This window comes from Aeribacillus pallidus (assembly GCF_050478865.1).
In the GTDB taxonomy this organism is placed as follows: domain Bacteria; phylum Bacillota; class Bacilli; order Bacillales; family JACDOC01; genus JACDOC01.
Window position 1 is genome coordinate 16,574 of record NZ_JBCNBW010000036.1, and the last position, 18,952, is coordinate 35,525.

Annotated in this window: 18 protein-coding genes; 15 read left to right on the top strand and 3 right to left on the bottom strand. The window is 39.7% G+C overall.

The window, feature by feature from the left end; translation table 11 throughout:
• Positions 1 to 87 precede the first annotated feature (87 nt).
• Together ABES52_RS09090 and ABES52_RS09095 are read left to right on the top strand one after the other, a co-directional pair.
• Positions 88 to 1,152 (top strand): M42 family metallopeptidase, encoded by a 1,065-nt coding sequence (locus ABES52_RS09090; protein WP_429650840.1) that lies wholly within the window; start codon positions 88 to 90, stop codon positions 1,150 to 1,152.
• A gap of 63 nt (positions 1,153 to 1,215) precedes the next feature.
• Positions 1,216 to 1,737: a DUF84 family protein gene (locus ABES52_RS09095; RefSeq protein ID WP_429650841.1), complete on the top strand. Its 522-nt coding sequence runs from the start codon at positions 1,216 to 1,218 to the stop codon at positions 1,735 to 1,737.
• Positions 1,738 to 1,760: 23 nt separating this feature from the next.
• Here ABES52_RS09095 and ABES52_RS09100 read toward each other — a convergent pair whose 3' ends face one another.
• Positions 1,761 to 2,204 carry a YtoQ family protein gene (locus ABES52_RS09100; protein WP_429650842.1) on the bottom strand — a complete coding sequence of 148 codons (444 nt, stop codon included), beginning with the start codon at positions 2,202 to 2,204 and terminating at the stop codon, positions 1,761 to 1,763.
• Between the two features lie 142 nt (positions 2,205 to 2,346).
• Here ABES52_RS09100 and ABES52_RS09105 point away from each other — a divergent pair, with 142 nt between their 5' ends.
• The 8 genes from ABES52_RS09105 (at position 2,347) to murC (ending at position 11,428) form a co-directional block, all read left to right on the top strand.
• The gene (locus ABES52_RS09105; protein WP_429650843.1) at positions 2,347 to 2,847 is read left to right on the top strand and encodes a hypothetical protein; all 501 of its coding nucleotides are present in this window, start codon (positions 2,347 to 2,349) and stop codon (positions 2,845 to 2,847) included.
• A gap of 380 nt (positions 2,848 to 3,227) precedes the next feature.
• A complete protein-coding gene (locus ABES52_RS09110) occupies positions 3,228 to 4,244 on the top strand; it encodes a PTS sugar transporter subunit IIC (protein WP_429650844.1) in 1,017 nt (338 codons plus the stop codon).
• A 1-nt stretch (position 4,245) separates the two neighbouring features.
• Positions 4,246 to 4,557, top strand: coding sequence for a thioredoxin family protein (locus ABES52_RS09115; RefSeq protein WP_429650845.1), 312 nt, complete (start codon positions 4,246 to 4,248; stop codon positions 4,555 to 4,557).
• 110 nt (positions 4,558 to 4,667) lie between these two features.
• Complete coding sequence (locus ABES52_RS09120; RefSeq protein WP_429650846.1) at positions 4,668 to 5,462, top strand: DUF1444 domain-containing protein; 795 nt, start codon at positions 4,668 to 4,670, stop codon at positions 5,460 to 5,462.
• A gap of 14 nt (positions 5,463 to 5,476) precedes the next feature.
• The gene (gene ytpR, locus ABES52_RS09125; RefSeq protein WP_429650847.1) at positions 5,477 to 6,082 is read left to right on the top strand and encodes a YtpR family tRNA-binding protein; all 606 of its coding nucleotides are present in this window, start codon (positions 5,477 to 5,479) and stop codon (positions 6,080 to 6,082) included.
• 251 nt (positions 6,083 to 6,333) lie between these two features.
• Positions 6,334 to 8,652 carry a DNA translocase FtsK gene (locus ABES52_RS09130; RefSeq protein ID WP_429650848.1) on the top strand — a complete coding sequence of 773 codons (2,319 nt, stop codon included), beginning with the start codon at positions 6,334 to 6,336 and terminating at the stop codon, positions 8,650 to 8,652.
• Positions 8,653 to 8,760: 108 nt separating this feature from the next.
• Positions 8,761 to 9,858 (top strand): nicotinate phosphoribosyltransferase, encoded by a 1,098-nt coding sequence (locus ABES52_RS09135; protein ID WP_429650849.1) that lies wholly within the window; start codon positions 8,761 to 8,763, stop codon positions 9,856 to 9,858.
• Positions 9,859 to 10,117: 259 nt separating this feature from the next.
• Complete coding sequence (gene murC, locus ABES52_RS09140; protein WP_429650850.1) at positions 10,118 to 11,428, top strand: UDP-N-acetylmuramate--L-alanine ligase; 1,311 nt, start codon at positions 10,118 to 10,120, stop codon at positions 11,426 to 11,428.
• Between the two features lie 115 nt (positions 11,429 to 11,543).
• Here the strand turns inward: murC and ABES52_RS09145 are convergent, their stop codons facing one another.
• Positions 11,544 to 12,659, bottom strand: a complete 1,116-nt coding sequence (locus tag ABES52_RS09145) for an aminopeptidase (RefSeq protein WP_429650851.1) — start codon at positions 12,657 to 12,659, stop codon at positions 11,544 to 11,546.
• Between the two features lie 207 nt (positions 12,660 to 12,866).
• Here ABES52_RS09145 and ABES52_RS09150 point away from each other — a divergent pair, with 207 nt between their 5' ends.
• The 3 genes from ABES52_RS09150 to ytxJ all read left to right on the top strand — a co-directional run bounded on the left by ABES52_RS09150 (position 12,867) and on the right by ytxJ (position 14,197).
• Positions 12,867 to 13,349, top strand: coding sequence for a DUF948 domain-containing protein (locus ABES52_RS09150; RefSeq protein ID WP_429650852.1), 483 nt, complete (start codon positions 12,867 to 12,869; stop codon positions 13,347 to 13,349).
• 24 nt (positions 13,350 to 13,373) lie between these two features.
• Positions 13,374 to 13,799 (top strand): YtxH domain-containing protein, encoded by a 426-nt coding sequence (locus ABES52_RS09155; protein WP_429650853.1) that lies wholly within the window; start codon positions 13,374 to 13,376, stop codon positions 13,797 to 13,799.
• Between the two features lie 80 nt (positions 13,800 to 13,879).
• Entirely contained in the window at positions 13,880 to 14,197 is a 318-nt protein-coding gene (gene ytxJ / locus ABES52_RS09160) for a bacillithiol system redox-active protein YtxJ (protein ID WP_429650854.1), read from the top strand.
• A 49-nt stretch (positions 14,198 to 14,246) separates the two neighbouring features.
• Here the strand turns inward: ytxJ and ABES52_RS09165 are convergent, their stop codons facing one another.
• On the bottom strand, positions 14,247 to 16,409 hold the full coding sequence (locus ABES52_RS09165; RefSeq protein ID WP_429650855.1) for a cell division protein FtsA: 2,163 nt from the start codon (positions 16,407 to 16,409) through the stop codon (positions 14,247 to 14,249).
• Positions 16,410 to 16,647: 238 nt separating this feature from the next.
• On the opposite strand from ABES52_RS09165, the gene ABES52_RS09170 reads away from it, so the two are divergent.
• Both ABES52_RS09170 and ccpA read left to right on the top strand, forming a co-directional pair.
• A complete protein-coding gene (locus ABES52_RS09170) occupies positions 16,648 to 17,727 on the top strand; it encodes a bifunctional 3-deoxy-7-phosphoheptulonate synthase/chorismate mutase (protein WP_429650856.1) in 1,080 nt (359 codons plus the stop codon).
• Positions 17,728 to 17,949: 222 nt separating this feature from the next.
• Positions 17,950 to 18,948, top strand: coding sequence for a catabolite control protein A (ccpA, locus tag ABES52_RS09175; protein WP_429650857.1), 999 nt, complete (start codon positions 17,950 to 17,952; stop codon positions 18,946 to 18,948).
• The last annotated feature ends 4 nt before the right edge of the window (positions 18,949 to 18,952 follow it).

An 18,952-nucleotide genomic window follows, 5' to 3' on the forward strand; every position in this document is an offset into this window, starting at 1 on the left:
AACCTTTGTTATGGTTTCGAAAGTTCTGTAAAATAGAACATGTACATAAAAGATAATCGGGAAACTAATGAAAAAAGGAGATTAAACATGAATCACGAACTGTTTAAAACATTAACTGAATTGCCTGGAGCTCCAGGAAACGAACATGCTGTTCGAAAATTTATGCGTGAACAGTTGGAAAAATATGCGGATGAAGTGGTACAAGATCGTCTAGGTAGTATTTTCGGTGTGAAACGAGGTAATGAAGAAGGACCAACGATCATGGTCGCCGGCCATATGGACGAAGTTGGTTTTATGGTGACCTCTATTACGGATAACGGGATGATTCGCTTTCAACCGTTAGGCGGATGGTGGAGCCAAGTATTATTAGCTCAGCGCGTGCAAATTATAACAGACAACGGACCAGTCATTGGTGTCATCGGTTCGATTCCTCCGCATTTGTTGAATGAGGAACAACGAAAAAAACCGATGGAAATGAAAAATATGTTGATTGATATTGGAGCCGATGACCGTGAAGATGCTGAAAAAATTGGTATTAAACCAGGTCAACAAATTGTTCCAATTTGTCCATTTACACCAATGGCGAATGAGAAAAAAATTTTAGCAAAAGCGTGGGACAACCGATACGGATGTGGTTTGTCCATTGAATTGTTAAAAGAATTGAAAGATGAGACATTGCCAAATATTCTTTATTCAGGTGCAACGGTGCAAGAAGAAGTCGGTCTTCGCGGAGCACAAACGGCGGCAAATATGATTAAGCCAGACTTGTTCTTTGCTTTAGATGCAAGTCCAGCGAACGATATGACAGGCGATAAAAAAGAATTCGGTCATTTAGGAAAAGGAGCACTTATTCGTATTTTAGACCGCACGATGGTTACACATAAAGGCTTGCGAGAATTTGTCCTCGATATGGCTGAAACGCACGATATTCCATATCAATATTTCGTGTCTGCGGGTGGCACGGATGCTGGACGCGTTCATACGTCTAACGACGGGGTACCTAGTGCGGTCATTGGTATTTGCTCACGCTATATTCATACACATGCGTCCATTATTCATGTAGACGATTATTTAGCGGCGAAAGAGTTGCTCATTCGTCTTGTGAAAGCGTGTGATGCATCGACCGTTGAGACCATTAAACAAAACGGTTAATGAAAAGGGAGATACCGGGGTAACCCGGTTTCTTTTATCCTGATAGAAAGCAGGGGTGTCATTATGCTGATTGCCATTGGTTCAACAAATCGAACGAAAATACAGGCAGTGAAAAAAATTTGCTCGCATCATTGGAAGGACGTCACATTCCTAGAAGTGAAGGCACCTTCTCAAGTAAACGACCAACCATTTTCCGATGAAGAGACAATTAAAGGAGCCATTCATCGAGCCCAATATTGTCTAGAACATACGGATGCCTCCCTTGCCTTTGGATTAGAAGGTGGAGTAGCGGAAACACCGTTTGGCCTGTTTCTTTGTAATTGGGGGGTACTTTTAACAAGAGAAGGAAAAGAGTATATTGCCGGGGGGGCTCGGATACGTTTACCGGAAGTGATTGCTGAGAGGTTACGAAAAGGGGAAGAATTAGGTCCAGTGATGGATGATTATAGCCAACAAACTGGAGTGAGATTTAAAGAAGGGGCGGTTGGCATTTTAACTGGGGGACTTATTACCCGTGATGTGATGTACGAACATATCGTGCAATTATTAGTAGGTCAGTGGAAACAAAAACGTGGAGGGTGTTAATTGGCCCTCCACGTATTAAATTTTTATTCTTCAAACACATAGGAAAGGACGTCTAACGCTTGGTCAATCGTTTCGACGGTAACATTTGCTTTTCGAGAAAGTTCTTTTAACGGATGATGAAGGGATGCTGGACGAATTAATATGAGCGGTTTTCCAAGGGCAGCTGCTGCACTCGCATCCATGGCCGTATTCCATTGCTTATATTTTTCACCAAATAGCGCAATGACAACATCCGCTTTTTGCATTAAAATTTGAGTCCGTAAATTGTTGATGCTAGATGCGGCTTCGTCACGATAAATCGGATTCGGTTGTGGACCTAAAATCTCTTCACCGATGAGATCCGAACGGTCGTGATTTTCCATCGGACCGACAAAGCGTAGTGGGAGGTTTTTCGCTTCTGCTTTTTCTTTTAATTGTTTTCGCCAATCACTATGAATTTCTCCAGCTAAATAGACGGTTAATTCCACTGGAATCCCTCCATATGTTGAATTTTCCATAATATTGTATCATATAAGCTCGGATGGTTCATGGATTCTTTTATGCTAGTTGTCAAATTATCCAGAACAGTTGTATGATTAAAAAAGTGAATGTGTACGAGGAGGCAAATCGATGAAGAAGCTGTTTTTATTTTTCCTCATCCTGTCAATGATGTTAGCCGGTTGCAGTATGAGCGAGGCTGATGTAAAAAGTAAGGCTCCTTTAAAGGTTCAAAGTGAACTTGCGAAGGAAGGAATGGAGCCAAATGAAAAAATCGGTTCGTATCAACTATTCTTACCGTTTGGCATGAAAGTGAAAGAGAACACAAAAAATAATATATTTTTAAAAAAAGGCTCTCAAACATATCTGTTGTTTATCAATAAAAACGAAGGGCCCGATAGCCAAGTATTGTATCAACAATCCGCAATGCAAGATGATGATGTAATCGTCAATGAAACTTTTGAAAAAGAAGGAAAGTTCGGCTACTTGCTTGTTACAAAGGTTCAAGAAAAAGAATATGAAGTGATCGTGGGAATTGGCGGAATAAAGATGACAACTGTAACAACATTAAAAGATGTTGTAGAACAAGCAGAACTTATGATGCGTGTCGTGGATTCCATTCAATGGTCGTAAATGATGAAGGAGGTCCGTTTTAAGGGCCTCTTTTTTATTTTGCTCTGTTAAACGATACTGTTTAAATTTATACATTTCGCTTGTGGCGGACGCTTTCCGCGGGCAAGCCGCAAGCAGCTTCCCTCGCTACGCTCAAGTAACGGTCTTGCGGCTTCTTGTTCCCGCTGAAGTCGCCGCCTTTCGCTTCAGTGCTAAAAATCAACAATGAAATATAACATAGCCTTTATTTTAACAATGAAATATAACATAGCCTTTATTTTAAAAAATGGAGAAATTCTTGAGGAAAACTGGACAAATTTGTATAAAATCAAAAAAGATGATAGACAAATTAAACAGGTGTCTTTACACTAGTAATGTATCAAAAAGAAGGAGGAACGTCGATGAAAGCATTTTTACAGAAAAAAGGTGTGCATTTATCGGCAAAAGTGTATTTTGTCGATGCGCTTAGTTATATGGCACTCGGTTTATTTGGTTCTTTAATTATCGGACTTATTATAAAAACGATTGGTGTTCAATTAGGATTGCCTTTTTTTACTGAAATGGGTACGCTGGCGATGAGCTTAATGGGTCCTGCTATCGGGGCTGCGGTAGCGTACGGGCTTGGTGCACCGCCGCTTGTGTTATTTGCAGCTGTCGTGACAGGGGCGGCGGGAGCGACACTTGGAGGACCTGCAGGAAGCTTTGTTGCTGCATTAATTTCGACGGAAATCGGTAAGTTAGTCAGTAAAGAAACAAAAATTGATATTATTTTAACTCCGTTTGTGACGATTTTTGTTGGATATGCCGTCGCCTCTTTTATTGGCCCTGAAATTGATGCATTTATGAAAATGTTTGGTAGTTGGATTAGCTGGGCGACAGAACAACGACCGATTGTGATGGGAATGCTCGTGGCGATATTAATGGGCTGGGCGTTAACCGCTCCGATTTCGAGTGCGGCCATTGCGATCATGCTTGATTTAAGCGGAATTGCTGCCGGGGCAGCGACCATTGGATGTAGTGCACAAATGATTGGTTTTGCCGTAAGTAGCTATCGGGAAAACAAATTCGGTGGCTTCCTTGCCCAAGGATTAGGAACATCGATGCTGCAAGTACCAAACATTGTTCGTAATCCGTTGATTTTAATCCCACCTACCGTAGCCGGACTTGTTCTTGCCCCAATCGGAACAACGGTTTGGGTGATGGAAAATGTGGCTGCAGGCGCTGGAATGGGAACGAGCGGCTTAGTTGGTCAAATTATGACCCTTGAGACGATGGGCTTCTCTGTTGATGTCTTAATGAAAGTTCTTCTGTTGCATTTTGTTGGACCTGCCGTCATTAGCCTGTTAATATCAGAATATATGAGAAAGAAAGGCTGGATTAAACCAGGTCAAATGACCATTCAAACAGGAGGAAATTAACATGGAAAAATTAATATCGATTGAACAATTCCAACAAATAAAAGAAGAAGGAAAGACGATTTTCCTCTTTTCAGCAGATTGGTGTCCAGATTGTCGCTTTATTGAACCAGTATTACCTGAAATTGAAAATAAGTATACGGGCTACCAATTTGTTTACGTTGACCGTGATCAATTCATTGACTTATGTGCTGAACTAGATGTGTTTGGCATTCCAAGCTTTATTGCCTATGAAAACGGCAAAGAAATCGGTCGATTCGTCAGCAAAGATCGGAAAACGAAAGAAGAGATTGAACAATTTATCGAAAGCTTATAATTATTCGCCGTGGTTTTATATCACGGCTTTTTTTATTTTGTTCGAACAAAAAATTAGTGTAAAATGGATGGGGTAGTACATCGCCTATCTCCTAAGAGGAGGTTTTTTTCTTGAATGTGAGAACATTAAAAAATAAACTACAAAAACGGTTGGAACATCCAGAGCGGACCTTCCATTTTGATTCCAAAAAAGATACGTTGCGAATTGAAAATACGGAAACTCAAAAAGGAATTACGATTTCGTTACCACCCATTGTAGCAAAATGGGAAGATGTTGGGGACAAAGCCATCGATGAAGTGGTCTATTATGTGGAAGAAGCACTTAGCGTCATGGGAAAAGAGCAAACAGTGAATGATGAGGAAAAAAAGATTTTCCCTGTCATTCGCTCGACCTCATTTCCTAAAGAGGCGAAGGAAGGGGTTTCATTCGTATACGATGACCATACAGCTGAAACCCGGATTTATTATGCGCTCGATTTAGGTTCGACGTATCGACTGATCGATGTTGAATGGCTCGAAAAGAAGGGATGGAGTCATGAACATGTGCGTCAAACCGCCTTGTTCAATGTCCGATCTTTACCGACACCGGTGAAAAAAGATGAAGTAGCCGGAAACGTGTTTTACTTTTTAAATACAAATGATGGATACGATGCAAGCCGTATTTTAAACCAATCTTTTTTAAAAGAAATGGAACAGAAAATCAAGGGTACGATGGCGATTGCCGTTCCACATCAAGATGTTCTCATTTTTGCGGATATTCAAAATGACCAAGGATATGACGTCCTCGCCCAATTAACAATGAGTTTCTTTACAAATGGGCATGTTCCAATTACGGCACTTTCCTTCTTATACGAAGAAGGGGAACTTGAACCGATTTTTATTTTAGGTAAAAATCGTAAACGATGAAAGGAGATACTGAAATGAACGTTTTTTATAACAAAGAAGGAATTGGGGATACGCTCATTATTACGTTAAAAGATGTGGCTAAAGACGATTATGCTTACGAAAAGAAAGGAAATGTTGTACGCATTTATAAAGAAGAGACGAACGAAACAACTGGGTTCAACATTTTCTCGATTTCTGAGTATATGACCATCGAAGCCAATGGAACGGTCGAATTGAACGAAGAAATGTTACATAAAATCAATGACATAATTAAAGAAGCTGGCTTTGATGAAACGATCAAAACGGACTTGTCTCCTAAATTTGTTGTTGGCTATGTGAAAGAAAAAGTGAAGCATCCGAATGCCGATAAATTAAGCATCTGCCAAGTGGATGTTGGCAATGAAGTACTACAAATTGTCTGCGGCGCACCAAATGTGGATACTGGTCAAAAAGTTGTTGTCGCTAAAATTGGTGCGGTTATGCCGAGTGGAATGGTCATTAAACATGCAGAACTACGAGGCGTTCCTTCTAGCGGGATGATTTGTTCTGCACGCGAATTAAATTTACCAAATGCTCCACAAGAAAAAGGCATTCTTGTACTATCAGATGAATATGAGGTTGGTCAACCGTTTCAATTTTAATCACGCTTGACATACATCGGGGGACATGTCTCCCGATTTTTTTATTTCATTCGAGTATGCTGGTTGATCCATAGGAAAACGAACATTATGGTGAAAAAAATGGACAATGAACGCCATTCAATCAAAATCGGTCTAATGTCTTAAAAATATAGGTGGAAAGGCATCTTTTTCACCTATTATTGGATTCCTTTCCCACAAAAGGCGTGAAATTGTTAAAATAGTAGTGAATACAACAGAAAGAGTGATTACATATGAATTGGTTAAAGAAAATGATCGCCTTTTTCAAAGCGGAAGATATATATGAATCAATTGAAGAAGTTGCTCCGGCGAAAGAACAACCAATCCAAATAACTCAACAGATTGAAAAGAAAAAAGATATAGAAGCCCGAGTTGCTTACCACTATCCGAAAGGGCAATTTCGGTTTCCGCTCATTCCAGATGAGGAACCAAAGCGAAAGCGTCCACCACGAAAGGCATCACATGTAAAAGAAGAAAGAAACACTCGTCCTGTGTCAAGTTCAGAATTATCATCAACATCGGAACGAAAGGAATCAATCTCCGTTCAACGTAAGCCGTTTCAGCCGACGGAAATTCCTTCACCGATCTATGGATTTCAGCGTCCAAAACAATTGCAAACGGTGGAGCCGATGTTTAGAAAAGCTCAAGAGGTAGAACCGGCATCTAAGCCAATCTTGGAGGAAGTGGTCACCCAAACTAAAAATGAAAATGAACATGTATTGCCGGTGACCGAATCAATTTCACACCAATATGAACAAGAAACGACCGTTTATCAAGAAAAACCATTTGAACATCCTGTCGCCAAGGAAGCTGGACGACAAGCTACCAAAATCGTGAAGAACGACGTAGAACAGCGTGAACAACCGGTTGAACAACTGCAACCAAAGGCAATAGAACTAAAAGACGAAACCGAGGTAACAGTCCAAGAACCCAAAATTGCAGCTGAAAAGCTAGAAAAAGAACGGCCACGACGAAAAACGATTCCGTTTAACGTTATCATGTTAAAGCAAGATAAAGAACGGTTACAAAAACAGTCACCCATCCAACAAACTAAACGTCCAATAGAAAAACAAGATGAAAGACAACCAGCGCCGTCTTCTCAGCCGACCCATACGAAGGTAAGTAACGAAGGAGATTACCAGTTACCGTCGATTCACTACTTAACCCCACCTGTTCAAACGACCGTTGATAAAGAATGGGTAAACAAGCAAGCCCATCTTCTAAATGATACGTTAAAAAACTTTAACGTACGGGCGAAAGTCGTTCACGTTACTCAAGGTCCATCGGTAACAAGATTTGAAGTACAGCCGGAACCTGGGGTGAAAGTCAATAAAATTACAAATTTAGCAGATGATATTAAATTAAGTTTAGCTGCTAAAGATATTCGAATTGAAGCACCGATACCTGGAAAGCATACGATCGGAATTGAAGTACCCAATCGGCAAAGTCGTCCGGTATTTTTAAGTGAAATCATCGGTAAGCCCATGTTCCAAGAAAACGAATCCCCGTTAACGGTAGCACTTGGATTAGATATCGCCGGTCAGCCGGTTATTGCTGATTTGCAAAAAATGCCTCACGGGTTAATAGCTGGAGCGACCGGTTCAGGGAAAAGTGTATGTATTAACACAATGTTAGTTAGTCTAATATTTAAAGCTACACCAGAACAGCTCCGGTTATTGTTAATTGATCCGAAAATGGTGGAACTCGCTCCGTATAACCGAATTCCACACTTGATTAGTCCAGTCATTACCGATGTGAAAGTAGCGACAGCAGCTTTAAGATGGGCGGTTGAAGAAATGGAACGTCGCTATGAACTATTTGCCCAGATCGGAGCTCGTGATTTAAAACGCTATAATCAGCTAGCTGAGAGGGAAGGTCGTGAACATCTCCCATACATTGTGATCGTCATTGATGAATTAGCAGATTTAATGATGGTTTCACCAGCAGATGTCGAAGAAGCGATCTGTCGAATTGCTCAAAAAGCTCGGGCGTGCGGCATTCACTTAATTGTTGCAACACAGCGACCTTCCGTTGATGTTATTACCGGTTTAATTAAAGCGAATATCCCGACACGAATTGCTTTTTCCGTTTCCTCACAAGCAGATTCACGAACCATTATTGATATGGGCGGAGCAGAAAAATTATTAGGAAAAGGAGACATGCTATATTTAGGAAACGGATCGTCCAAACCCGTTCGTTTACAAGGAACGTTTGTCTCTGATGAAGAAATAGATGAAATTGTACAGCATGTGCGCAAGCAGCGAGAGCCATCGTATTTATTTGCACAAGAAGAATTAATGAAAAAGTCTCAATCGTTTGAGGAAGAAGATGAACTGTTTTATGAAGCGTGTGAGTTTGTCGTTGAGCAAGGTGGGGCCTCTACATCCAGTTTGCAACGACGATTCCGAATTGGATATAACCGTGCCGCTCGGTTAATTGACATGATGGAGCAACACGGCATTATTTCCGAAGCAAAAGGAAGCAAGCCACGGGACGTGTTAATTTCAGAACAAGATTTGGAAACCATCTTAGATACTAGTACAATATCGTAAAGCATGGTATTCTATATTTTGTGTATGTAAAAGCTTTCTTCCATTTCGTTTGCGCCTGTGGCCTTCTTTTTCGTAGGAAATACTTCGGATGGTAAGGGGATCAAAAATATGAAAGAAATAGAGTTAAAGATGCAAGGAAAAATAAAACGGTTAACGAATAAAACGTTTAAATTCGATGAGCGGATTAAGGATGGATGGTTTTCTGCTGTTTATTTTTTAAAAACGCGCGAAATTGTGAAAAAATATTGTCCTGATAATATTGTGACGATGCAATTTTTCCAAAAGAAGCACGCCGTCCTATGTGGAACGGATGAAGTCATAGCGCTAGTGAAAACGTTTGCTGATAATCCAGACGATTTAGAAATTTATTCGTTAAAAGATGGCGATAAAATCAGTCCATTTGAGACGGTGTTAACCATTACCGGTCGCTATCAAGATTTCGGCTATTTAGAAGGAATTATTGATGGCATTTTAGCTCGTCGTACATCCGTGGCAACGAACGTTTATAACGTCGTAAAAGCGGCTGGCATTTCAGGGAAACAAAAGCCTGTCATCTTTATGGGGGACCGCGACGATCACTATACACAGCAAGCAGGAGATGGATACGCAGCTTATATTGGAGGTTCTACCGCTCAAGCTACTCACGCGATGAACGAATGGTGGGGCAAACAAGGAATGGGAACGATGCCTCATGCGCTTATCCAGCTATTTAATGGGGATATTGTCGCTGCCACGAAAGCGTATCATGAAACATTCCCAGATGATGATTTAATTGCGCTTGTCGATTACAATAACGATGTCATCACGGACGCGTTAAAAGTCGCACGTGTGTTTGGTGATAAATTAAAAGGAGTTCGTGTCGATACCTCTCGTACGATGATTGATAAATACTTTTTACGGAATCAACATTTACTTGGAACGTTTGATCCTCGTGGTGTCAACGCAGAGCTTATTTTTGCTCTTCGAAAAGCATTAGATGATGAAGGCTATCATCACGTGAAAATTGTCGTATCCGGTGGTTTTAACGAAGAGCGTATTTTAGAATTTGAAAAACGTGGCGTTCCGGTGGATATGTATGGGGTAGGAAGCAGCTTATTAAAAATAAACATCGGTTTCACTGGTGACAATGTCATGCTGAATGGAAAGCATCAAGCAAAAGCAGGTCGTCGCTACCGTCCAAATCCACGATTAGAAAAAGTAGACTAAAAATATCATTGGGCCCAAAGCAACAGATGGGCTCAATTTTTTTCCATTGAACTAATAAAAAAACAGTGATATGTTAACGTTGAGTTTAATAGCACAACCGTTTCTTCAAATGACTCTCATGGTCATACATCAAAAAAAGTGGTATAATGAGTCAGTATAAAAGGAAACAATGTAATGATTAGCGAATGTCGTACGGATATCATTTTTCAAATGGTGTCATATACTGCTTAATGATAGACAATTGTTGGAGGTTCAATATATGACAGTATACCATTTTGTAGGGATTAAGGGTTCTGGGATGAGCGCGCTTGCACAAATACTTAACGATATGAAGTATGATGTGCAAGGGTCAGATTATGAAAAATACTTTTTCACTCAGAAAGCCCTTGAAGAAGCAAATATAAAAATCCTACCATTTCAAAAAGAAAACATTCAACCAGGAATGACGGTCATTGCAGGAAATGCGTTTCCAGATACCCATGAAGAAATTGAAGAGGCAAGGAAATTAGGAGTTCCTGTGATTAGGTACCATAAGTTTTTAGGCGACTTTATGCAAAAATTCACCAGTATTGCTGTAACCGGAGCTCATGGAAAAACCTCAACAACAGGTCTTCTTGCTCACGTGATGAAAGGAGCAAAACCGACGTCCTATTTAATTGGAGATGGTACGGGAAAAGGAGAACAAGATTCACAATACTTTGTGTTTGAAGCGTGCGAATATCGACGCCATTTCTTGTCATACTTCCCTGACTATGCCATCATGACGAATATCGATTTTGACCATCCAGACTATTTTGCGAACATAGATGATGTGTTTTCTGCCTTCCAAGAAATGGCTTGGCAAGTGAAGAAAGGAATCATTGCTTACGGAGACGACGAATATTTACAAAAAATTCAAGCAAAAGTACCTGTCTTATTTTACGGGTTTGGTGAAGAAAATGACTTCCAAGCGCGTAACGTTGTGAAAGAGACGACTGGGACGACTTTCGATGTGTTTGTCCGTAATACGTATTTTGCGACATTTAAAATTCCAGCGTTTGGTGACCATAACGTTTTAAATTCTCTAGCCGTTATTGCCTTGTGCCATTACGAAGATATTGATTTAGACATTGTGAAAGAACGGCTAGCGACGTTTGAAGGAGTGAAACGTCGTTTTACAGAAAAAACGGTAGGTGACCAAATTTTAATTGATGATTACGCTCATCATCCAACCGAAGTAAAAGCAACGATTCAGGCGGCTCGTCAAAAATATCCAGACCGTGAGATTGTCGCGGTATTCCAACCGCATACGTACACAAGAACGCAAGCCTTTTTAAACGAATTTGCTGAGAGCTTACGTTTAGCTGATTACGTCTATTTATGTGAGATTTTCGGTTCTGCTCGCGAACATGTCGGAAAGCTCTCCATTGATGATTTGCAGGAAAAAATTGACGGCTCACGCATATTAAACGAAGATGATCCGTCGATATTAGAAACCCATCGAAATAGTGTTCTTTTATTTATGGGAGCGGGCGATATTCAAAAGTTTCAACAAGCGTATGAACAATTTTTAGCTCAAAAAAATCAATAAGATACAACGGCCTTTTCTCGGAAGTTCGTCGAGAAAAGGCCGTTGTTGTTGAAAAAGGATAGTTGAAAAAAGTGTCTTAAAAAAGAATATGACTGAACCTGATATCCCATGTATCTTATTTTAAGTTTTCTGGGTTTAAACACTCTAATTCTGGAATAACGAAGCGTCCGTCTTTTCGAATTAACACATCGTCAAAGTAAATTTCTCCGCCGCCGTACTCCGGACGTTGAATCATGACCATATCCCAGTGGATGTTGGAGTGGTTGCCGTTGTAGGCATCGTCATAACATTGTCCTGGTGTAAAGTGGAAGCTGCCGTCGATTTTTTCATCGAATAAAATGTCTTGCATCGGATGTAATATGAACGGATTGACACCAATCGCGAATTCACCGATGTATCGAGCACCTTCATCTGTATCAAATATGTTGTTAATGCGTTCTGTGTCGTTGGCAGTGGCTTCGACAATTTTTCCGTCTTTAAACGTTAGTTTGACGTTTTCAAAGGTAAATCCTTGGTATGGAGATGGAGTATTAAACGAAATGACGCCGTTAACGGATTCACGAACTGGCGCAGTATACACTTCTCCGTCTGGAATGTTCATGCGACCGGCACATTTCACTGCTGGAATGTCTTTAATGGAGAACGTTAAATCCGTACCGGGACCGGTAATGCGTACTTTGTCAGTTTTGTTCATTAAGTCGACTAACGCATCCATCGCTTTGTCCATTTTGCCGTAATCTAAGTTACATACATTAAAATAAAAATCTTCAAACGCTTCGGTACTCATTTTCGCTAATTGAGCCATGGATGCGTTTGGATAGCGGAGTACGACCCATTTTGTTTTTGGTACGCGAATATCCCGATGAACTTTTTTCTGAATGGTATTTCCGTGAATCTTCATTTTTTCGTCAGGTACATCGGCTAGTTCGTTAATGTTATCCCCGGAACGTAAGCCGATGTATGCATCCATTTGTTTCATCACTTGGGCTTCAAATTGAGCCATCATTTCAAATTGCTCTTCTTGGGCCCCCATTAACAAAGCGCGATCGACTTGATGGTCTTTTAGTAAAACGAACGGATAGCCTCCTGCTGCATACGCCTCTTTTACAAGGGCGGTCACTAATTCGCGCTGAAGTCCGAAGTTTTCAATTAACACTTTTTCGCCTGGTTGTAGCTGAACGGAATAGTTGATTAAATTTTTCGCTAACGTTTCAATACGTGGATCCTTCATCATCATTCCTCCAATGTATGTATTCATCCAACTTCTATTCTAACCGAAAACGACGAAAAATTTGAAGAATACATTCGAAATAGATCGAATATTGAGGAACGAATAATGGAAAAAAATGCAGGAATTTTCATTTCGCTCAAGAATGTATTAAAATCAGGTTAAACCTATTACATAAGGGAAGAGTCATAGTGGAGGTGTCAGAACGATATGAGCATCATATTGTATATAAGTGTAGCCATTTTTGCCATAGCGTTTGCCGTTTTAGTTGTATTTTTATCACGTACGCTACAATCTTTACAAAAGACATTAGATCGCGTGTCCACTACGTTAGAAGGACTTGAGCGTCAATTAGAAGGGGTAACGAGTGAAACGAAAATTTTACTTTCGAAAACAAATGAGTTAGCCTCTGATTTACAAAAGAAATCAGAGCGTTTAAATAGCGTAGTCGATGCAGTAACAGAAACAGGAACGGCGATTCGTAAAGTAAATGATTCCATTCAACAAGTATCAGCTACTATACAAGGAGCCGTCGAGAAAAATCAAGAAAAAATCTCACAAGTTGTTCAATGGGGAAATGTGTTGCTTGAATTAAAGGACAAATGGAAGCAGCGAAAAGAAAAACGTGCATTTACATCAAAAGATGTTGAACATACACCACAACCATCGGGAGTTTCCCAACGATCCAATTAAAATTTATAAGGGGAGGAATTTTTCATGGAGAAAGAACTAGAAAAGAAAGAACAAACGAGAGAACAAACAGTTCATGTGAAAGAGTTTCTTATTGGTACGTTTGTCGGTGGGCTAGTTGGAGCTACCACAGCACTCTTATTCGCACCAAAGTCAGGAAAAGACTTGCGCCATGATATTCAAGAACAAAAAGATCTTCTCCTTAACAAAACGAATCAGTATCGTGAACTAGTCGTTGAAAAAGGCAGTGAGTTAGCCGCTGCGGCGAAAGAAAAAACGGTAGCGCTAACAGATGCCGTGCAAAGTCAATCAAAAGATTTGTTAAACAAGGTAAAGCCGCTTCGTGCAAAAAATGAAGATGCGCCTGTACAAGAAGAAGTACCTACTGAAGAAGAGGTGCAACAAAAGCTAACCGAAACGGAGCAAGCGTTAGAAGAAGTCGAAAACCAATAACAGAAACAAAGTTAATTATTTGCCAAAAAAGTAGTGAAGTGCTATGATGACTTCACTACTTTTTTTAAGGGGAGGATTATATGGAGCGTATTCGCTCGATTGAGGAGTTTCTATCTCTCATTGAATCTGAAGACAATTTTTACTTTTTAAAGCATAGCGCCACTTGTCCCATCAGTATGAATGCGTATCGTGAGAACGAATCTTTTGTTGCGGATGAACAAGTTAAAGGATACTATCTTGTTGTCCAAGAAGATCGTCCGTTATCTAATTACATTGCGGACACGTATAGTATCCGGCATGAATCACCTCAAGTTTTCCTCTTCCAAAACGGCAAGCCGGTTTGGCATACATCTCACTGGAATATTACAAAGGAACAACTGCAAAAAACGACAAGATAATGAAGAAGGCAGCCTCTGTATACTGAAAAGGGGCTGCCTATCATTTATTTTATGTTGTTTTCGTTGATTTCCATTTTAATTCTAATTCGTCACCATGTTGAATCGGTTCATAGAAAGTACATTCTACTCCATTTTTTAATATCGTAAACGAACGTTGTTCCGTTGAAGGTCGATTGACCTCTACATATCGGAACAAATCTTGGAAAATAAAAGGTTTCGTTGGAAGTATATCGATTTGAAGCGAATCACCAATATACATGCGCTCTTCTCCTGTAAGTTGTTTCCCATCCCGTATGACTGAAACAATTTGTTGCTCTAATGTTACCCGTTCTCCGTTAAAGAGTACCACAATGGTATGTTTCATGTTTAATTGTTTCGTTTGAAGTATTTCACTTAATGTCGGATGCTGATATGGGACAATATCAATGACGTCCCCGTCTTGGAACGGACTGGACGGTTTTACTTGACGATCGTTTAACAAGAGTTGTCCCGAAAACTTTGGAAAAAAGGTCGCTTTTCCATTCCATTGTACATAAAACGGTCTTATTTTTTCTTTTAATTGGGTAAGCTGTAATTGATCTAATAGTTGTTCAATCGTTTTTGGAAACCGAACTTCTACAACATCTTTATCAACAAGAACTTGATCTAATGAAGCTTTTCGACCATTTACTTCAATAACTGGATGAATCGTATATGGTTTCCCTTGAATCGTTACCGTTTTAGCGGCAAACGTTTCATCAAACAGGTCATTTAACGTTACGCGAGCTGATCGTCCGTCTATTCCAGGAATGATGGTAATTTTATCTCCGTTTTTCACGGGAGTGTCAAAGGAGGCTTTCGTTCCGTTTAGTAATATCGTTGGCGGGTGTCCGTGTTCACCAGGTAGAGTGAGCGACTGTCCATTAACCGTGATGATGGACGCCATTCCTGGTTTACCGTATAGTTTTGACACTTTTAGACCAGCTGTTAATACACAGTCTCCAATAGTTAAAGACTTCACTTCAAATACGCGAACAGGTTGATCATTGACATAAACGGTTACGTATTGAACCGGCGACTGTTGTGCAGCGATTGCAATACCTATAGGTGTGACAAATTCAGGACCTTTCGGTAAATCGTTTTCCATGACTAGCTGCTGAATCGCCTCTGTTCCACGAATGGCTACCCGATTTTCAGGTAACTGTAATTGTTGAGCGATTGTTTTCGGTAAATGTGGTGTTAAGCTTCCACCACCTACGAGCATTACCGCTTTTGGTGGTTTGTTGTTATTTAGACGTAAAATTTCTTCACAAATGGATTTGGCTAGTTTTTCAATGGAAGGGGATATTTGTTGAATCACTTCTTCTTTTGGAATTGTTGTTTCAAATCCTAAAATATCGGTGATCGTAATCGAATCCTTCGCAATCAGTTCTCTTTTCGCTTGTTCTGCTTTTGGGAAATCGAGTAAGTATTGGTCGCTAATAGCTTCTGTAATTTCGTCTCCGGCAACTGGTACCATCCCATAAGCGATGACAGTTCCTTCATCGGTAATGGCTATATCAGACGTACCTGCACCAATATCAACAAGTGCTACATTTAAGCGACGCATCGATGGAGGAATCAGCACATTAATGGCCGCAATCGGCTCCAACGTTAACGCTTCCATTTCTAATTTAGCACGTTGGAGTGCGGTTATTAATGATTCGACTACCACTCTCGGTAAAAATGTAGCAATGATTTCAACCGATGCGGTATCTCCTCTTTGGTCAATTAAGTTTCCAATCTCTTCATCGTCTAAGTAATAATGAAGAACGGAATAGCCGACACAATAATAATGTTTGCTTGAATCTTGGACAAAGTTTTCAGCCGCTCTCACTTGAGCAGCTTGGACGGCGGACAATTCTAAATGAAGAATATCATCTTTTTGCAATATTGGTTTATTTTTAATGGAAATGGTGGCTTTTGAACGCTCTGTTCTTAAAGCGCGACCAGCAGCGGCTACGCACACTCGTCGAAGAGGACCGTGTGTTTTTTCCAGTTCTTCTTTGATTTCTTTAATAATTTTTGATACCGACATGACATCATGAATTTGTCCATCAAGCATGGCCCGTTCTTGATGCTCTTTTATGACTGTGTCCTTAATGTAATAATTTCCTTCTTTTACTTCCATAATAATACCAACAACGGAACGAGTACCAATATCGAGTGAGAAAATAATATTCTTCTGTTCCAAGACGATGCACCTTCTTTAAATTTTATTCATAGAATACTTTATCGCTTAAAAGCGTTTAATTATTAAAGATTTTTTTAGTGACATTTGGAAGATTATCCTATATAATTATCCCTAATATATTAGAAAATGTAACACAATTTAACTGTGCGGGGAAGAATTCATATATAGAATTATATGAATCTTTACTCAAGAACATGTACACTTGTTCATGAATGAACAAATAGAAAGGATGGAAACGATGAGTAACAAGGAGCTTGACCAATTACGTGAACAATTAGACGAATTAAACTTGCAAATTTTGAATTTAATTAATGAACGAGCACGTCTTGTTCAGGAAATTGGAAAAGTAAAAGAAAAGCAAGGGGTCAATCGCTATGACCCTGTACGTGAACGGAAAATGCTTAATTTAATTAAAGAGAACAACAGTGGACCGTTTGCAGATTCAACCATTGAACATATCTTTAAAGAGATCTTTAAAGCAGGATTGGAACTACAAAAAGACGACCATCGAAAGGCATTACTTGTATCTCGTAAGAAAAAGCCAGAAGATACGATTGTAGAAGTGAATGGAGAAAAAATTGGCGACGGCAATCCTCATTTCATATTTGGACCATGTGCCGTCGAATCGTATGAACAAACAGCACAGGTTGCTGCAGCTGTTAAACAAAAAGGGCTGAAGTTACTACGTGGCGGGGCGTTTAAACCACGGACATCACCTTACGATTTCCAAGGACTAGGTATCGAAGGGCTTAAAATTTTAAAACAAATTGGGGACGAGTACGGTTTAGGTGTTATTAGTGAAATTGTAAACCCTGCAGATATTGAACCAGCCCTTGAATACTTAGATGTTATTCAAATCGGTGCAAGAAATATGCAAAACTTTGAATTGTTAAAAGCGGCAGGACAAGTTAATAAACCAGTACTATTAAAACGTGGATTGGCAGCAACGATTGAAGAATTTATCAATGCAGCTGAATACATTATGTCTCAAGGAAACGGTCAAATTATTTTATGTGAACGAGGCATTCGCACATATGAACGCGCTACTCGAAATACACTAGATATTTCAGCCGTTCCAATTTTAAAACAAGAAACTCATCTACCAGTGATTGTTGATGTTACTCATTCTACGGGTCGTAAAGATTTATTGTTACCTGCTGCTAAAGCGGCCATTGCGATTGGAGCAGATGGAGTAATGGCGGAAGTTCATCCAGATCCAGCTGTCGCATTATCCGATTCAGCTCAACAAATGGACCTACAGCAGTTTGATGAATTTTTTGAAGCGTTAACCAAAAGTATGCCTTTAAAAACGTTATAATAAAGAAAAAGGTGACCTTGTGAAGAAATACGGCTTTACAGGGTCACCTTTTCCTATATGAAAAACAATGGATTCGTTGCACGTTTATATCGTCTATAATATGATAATTTACATGATTGTATGAAAAAATTCATGATTAACACGCGTACTTTTACGTACATTCATGTAAAATAAGACTATCAAGAAATCGATTAGAACGTGATAAAGGAGTTGGACCAATCAATGAATGTAACAATATACGATGTAGCAAGAGAAGCAAATGTATCAATGGCAACGGTTTCGCGTGTGGTGAACGGGAACCCAAATGTAAAACCAGCAACTCGAAAAAAAGTCATGGAAGTGATTGAACGGTTAGGTTATCGTCCAAATGCGGTAGCACGAGGCTTAGCAAGTAAAAAAACAACGACAGTTGGTGTGATTATCCCAGATATTTCGAGTATCTTTTATGCCGAGTTAGCTCGAGGTATCGAAGACATTGCCACGATGTACAAATACAACATTATTTTAAGTAACTCTGACCAAAACAAAGAGAAAGAACTTCATTTAATTCAAACAATGTTAGCCAAACAAGTAGATGGCATTGTATTTATGGGTGGACAAATTACGGAGGAGCATGTAGCAACATTTGAACAATCACCTGTGCCTATCGTCTTAGCTGGTTCTATCGAACAATCGAAACAAATTCCTTCCGTTAATATTGATTATAAAACAGCTTCCTATGAGGCAATAAAAGAATTTATTGATAAAGGACACAAGCGTATAGCATTTGTCAGCGGCCCATTCCATGAAACCATTAATCGTGAAGAAAAATTAGCCGGGTACCAAAAAGCCCTAGAAGAAGCTGGCATTTCATATGATGAAGCTCTTGTGGTAGAAGGGGATTACACGTATGATTCCGGCGTAGAAGCATGGGAAAATTTATCTCAACTTTCTGAGCCACCAACTGCTGTTTTAGTTGGTAGCGACGAAATGGCGCTTGGTGTGATTCATGGGGCTCAAGATGACAACGTAAAAATTCCTGAGCAATTAGAAGTGATCAGCTTTGACAATACGCGTTTAGTACAAATGGTTCGCCCTACACTCTCATCTATCGTGCAGCCTTTATATGATATCGGTGCGGTAGCAATGCGCTTATTGACTAAATACATGAATAAAGAAGAAGTATCTGACCAAATTGTCGTTCTTCCACACCGTATTGAACATCGAAACTCAACAAAATAAAGAT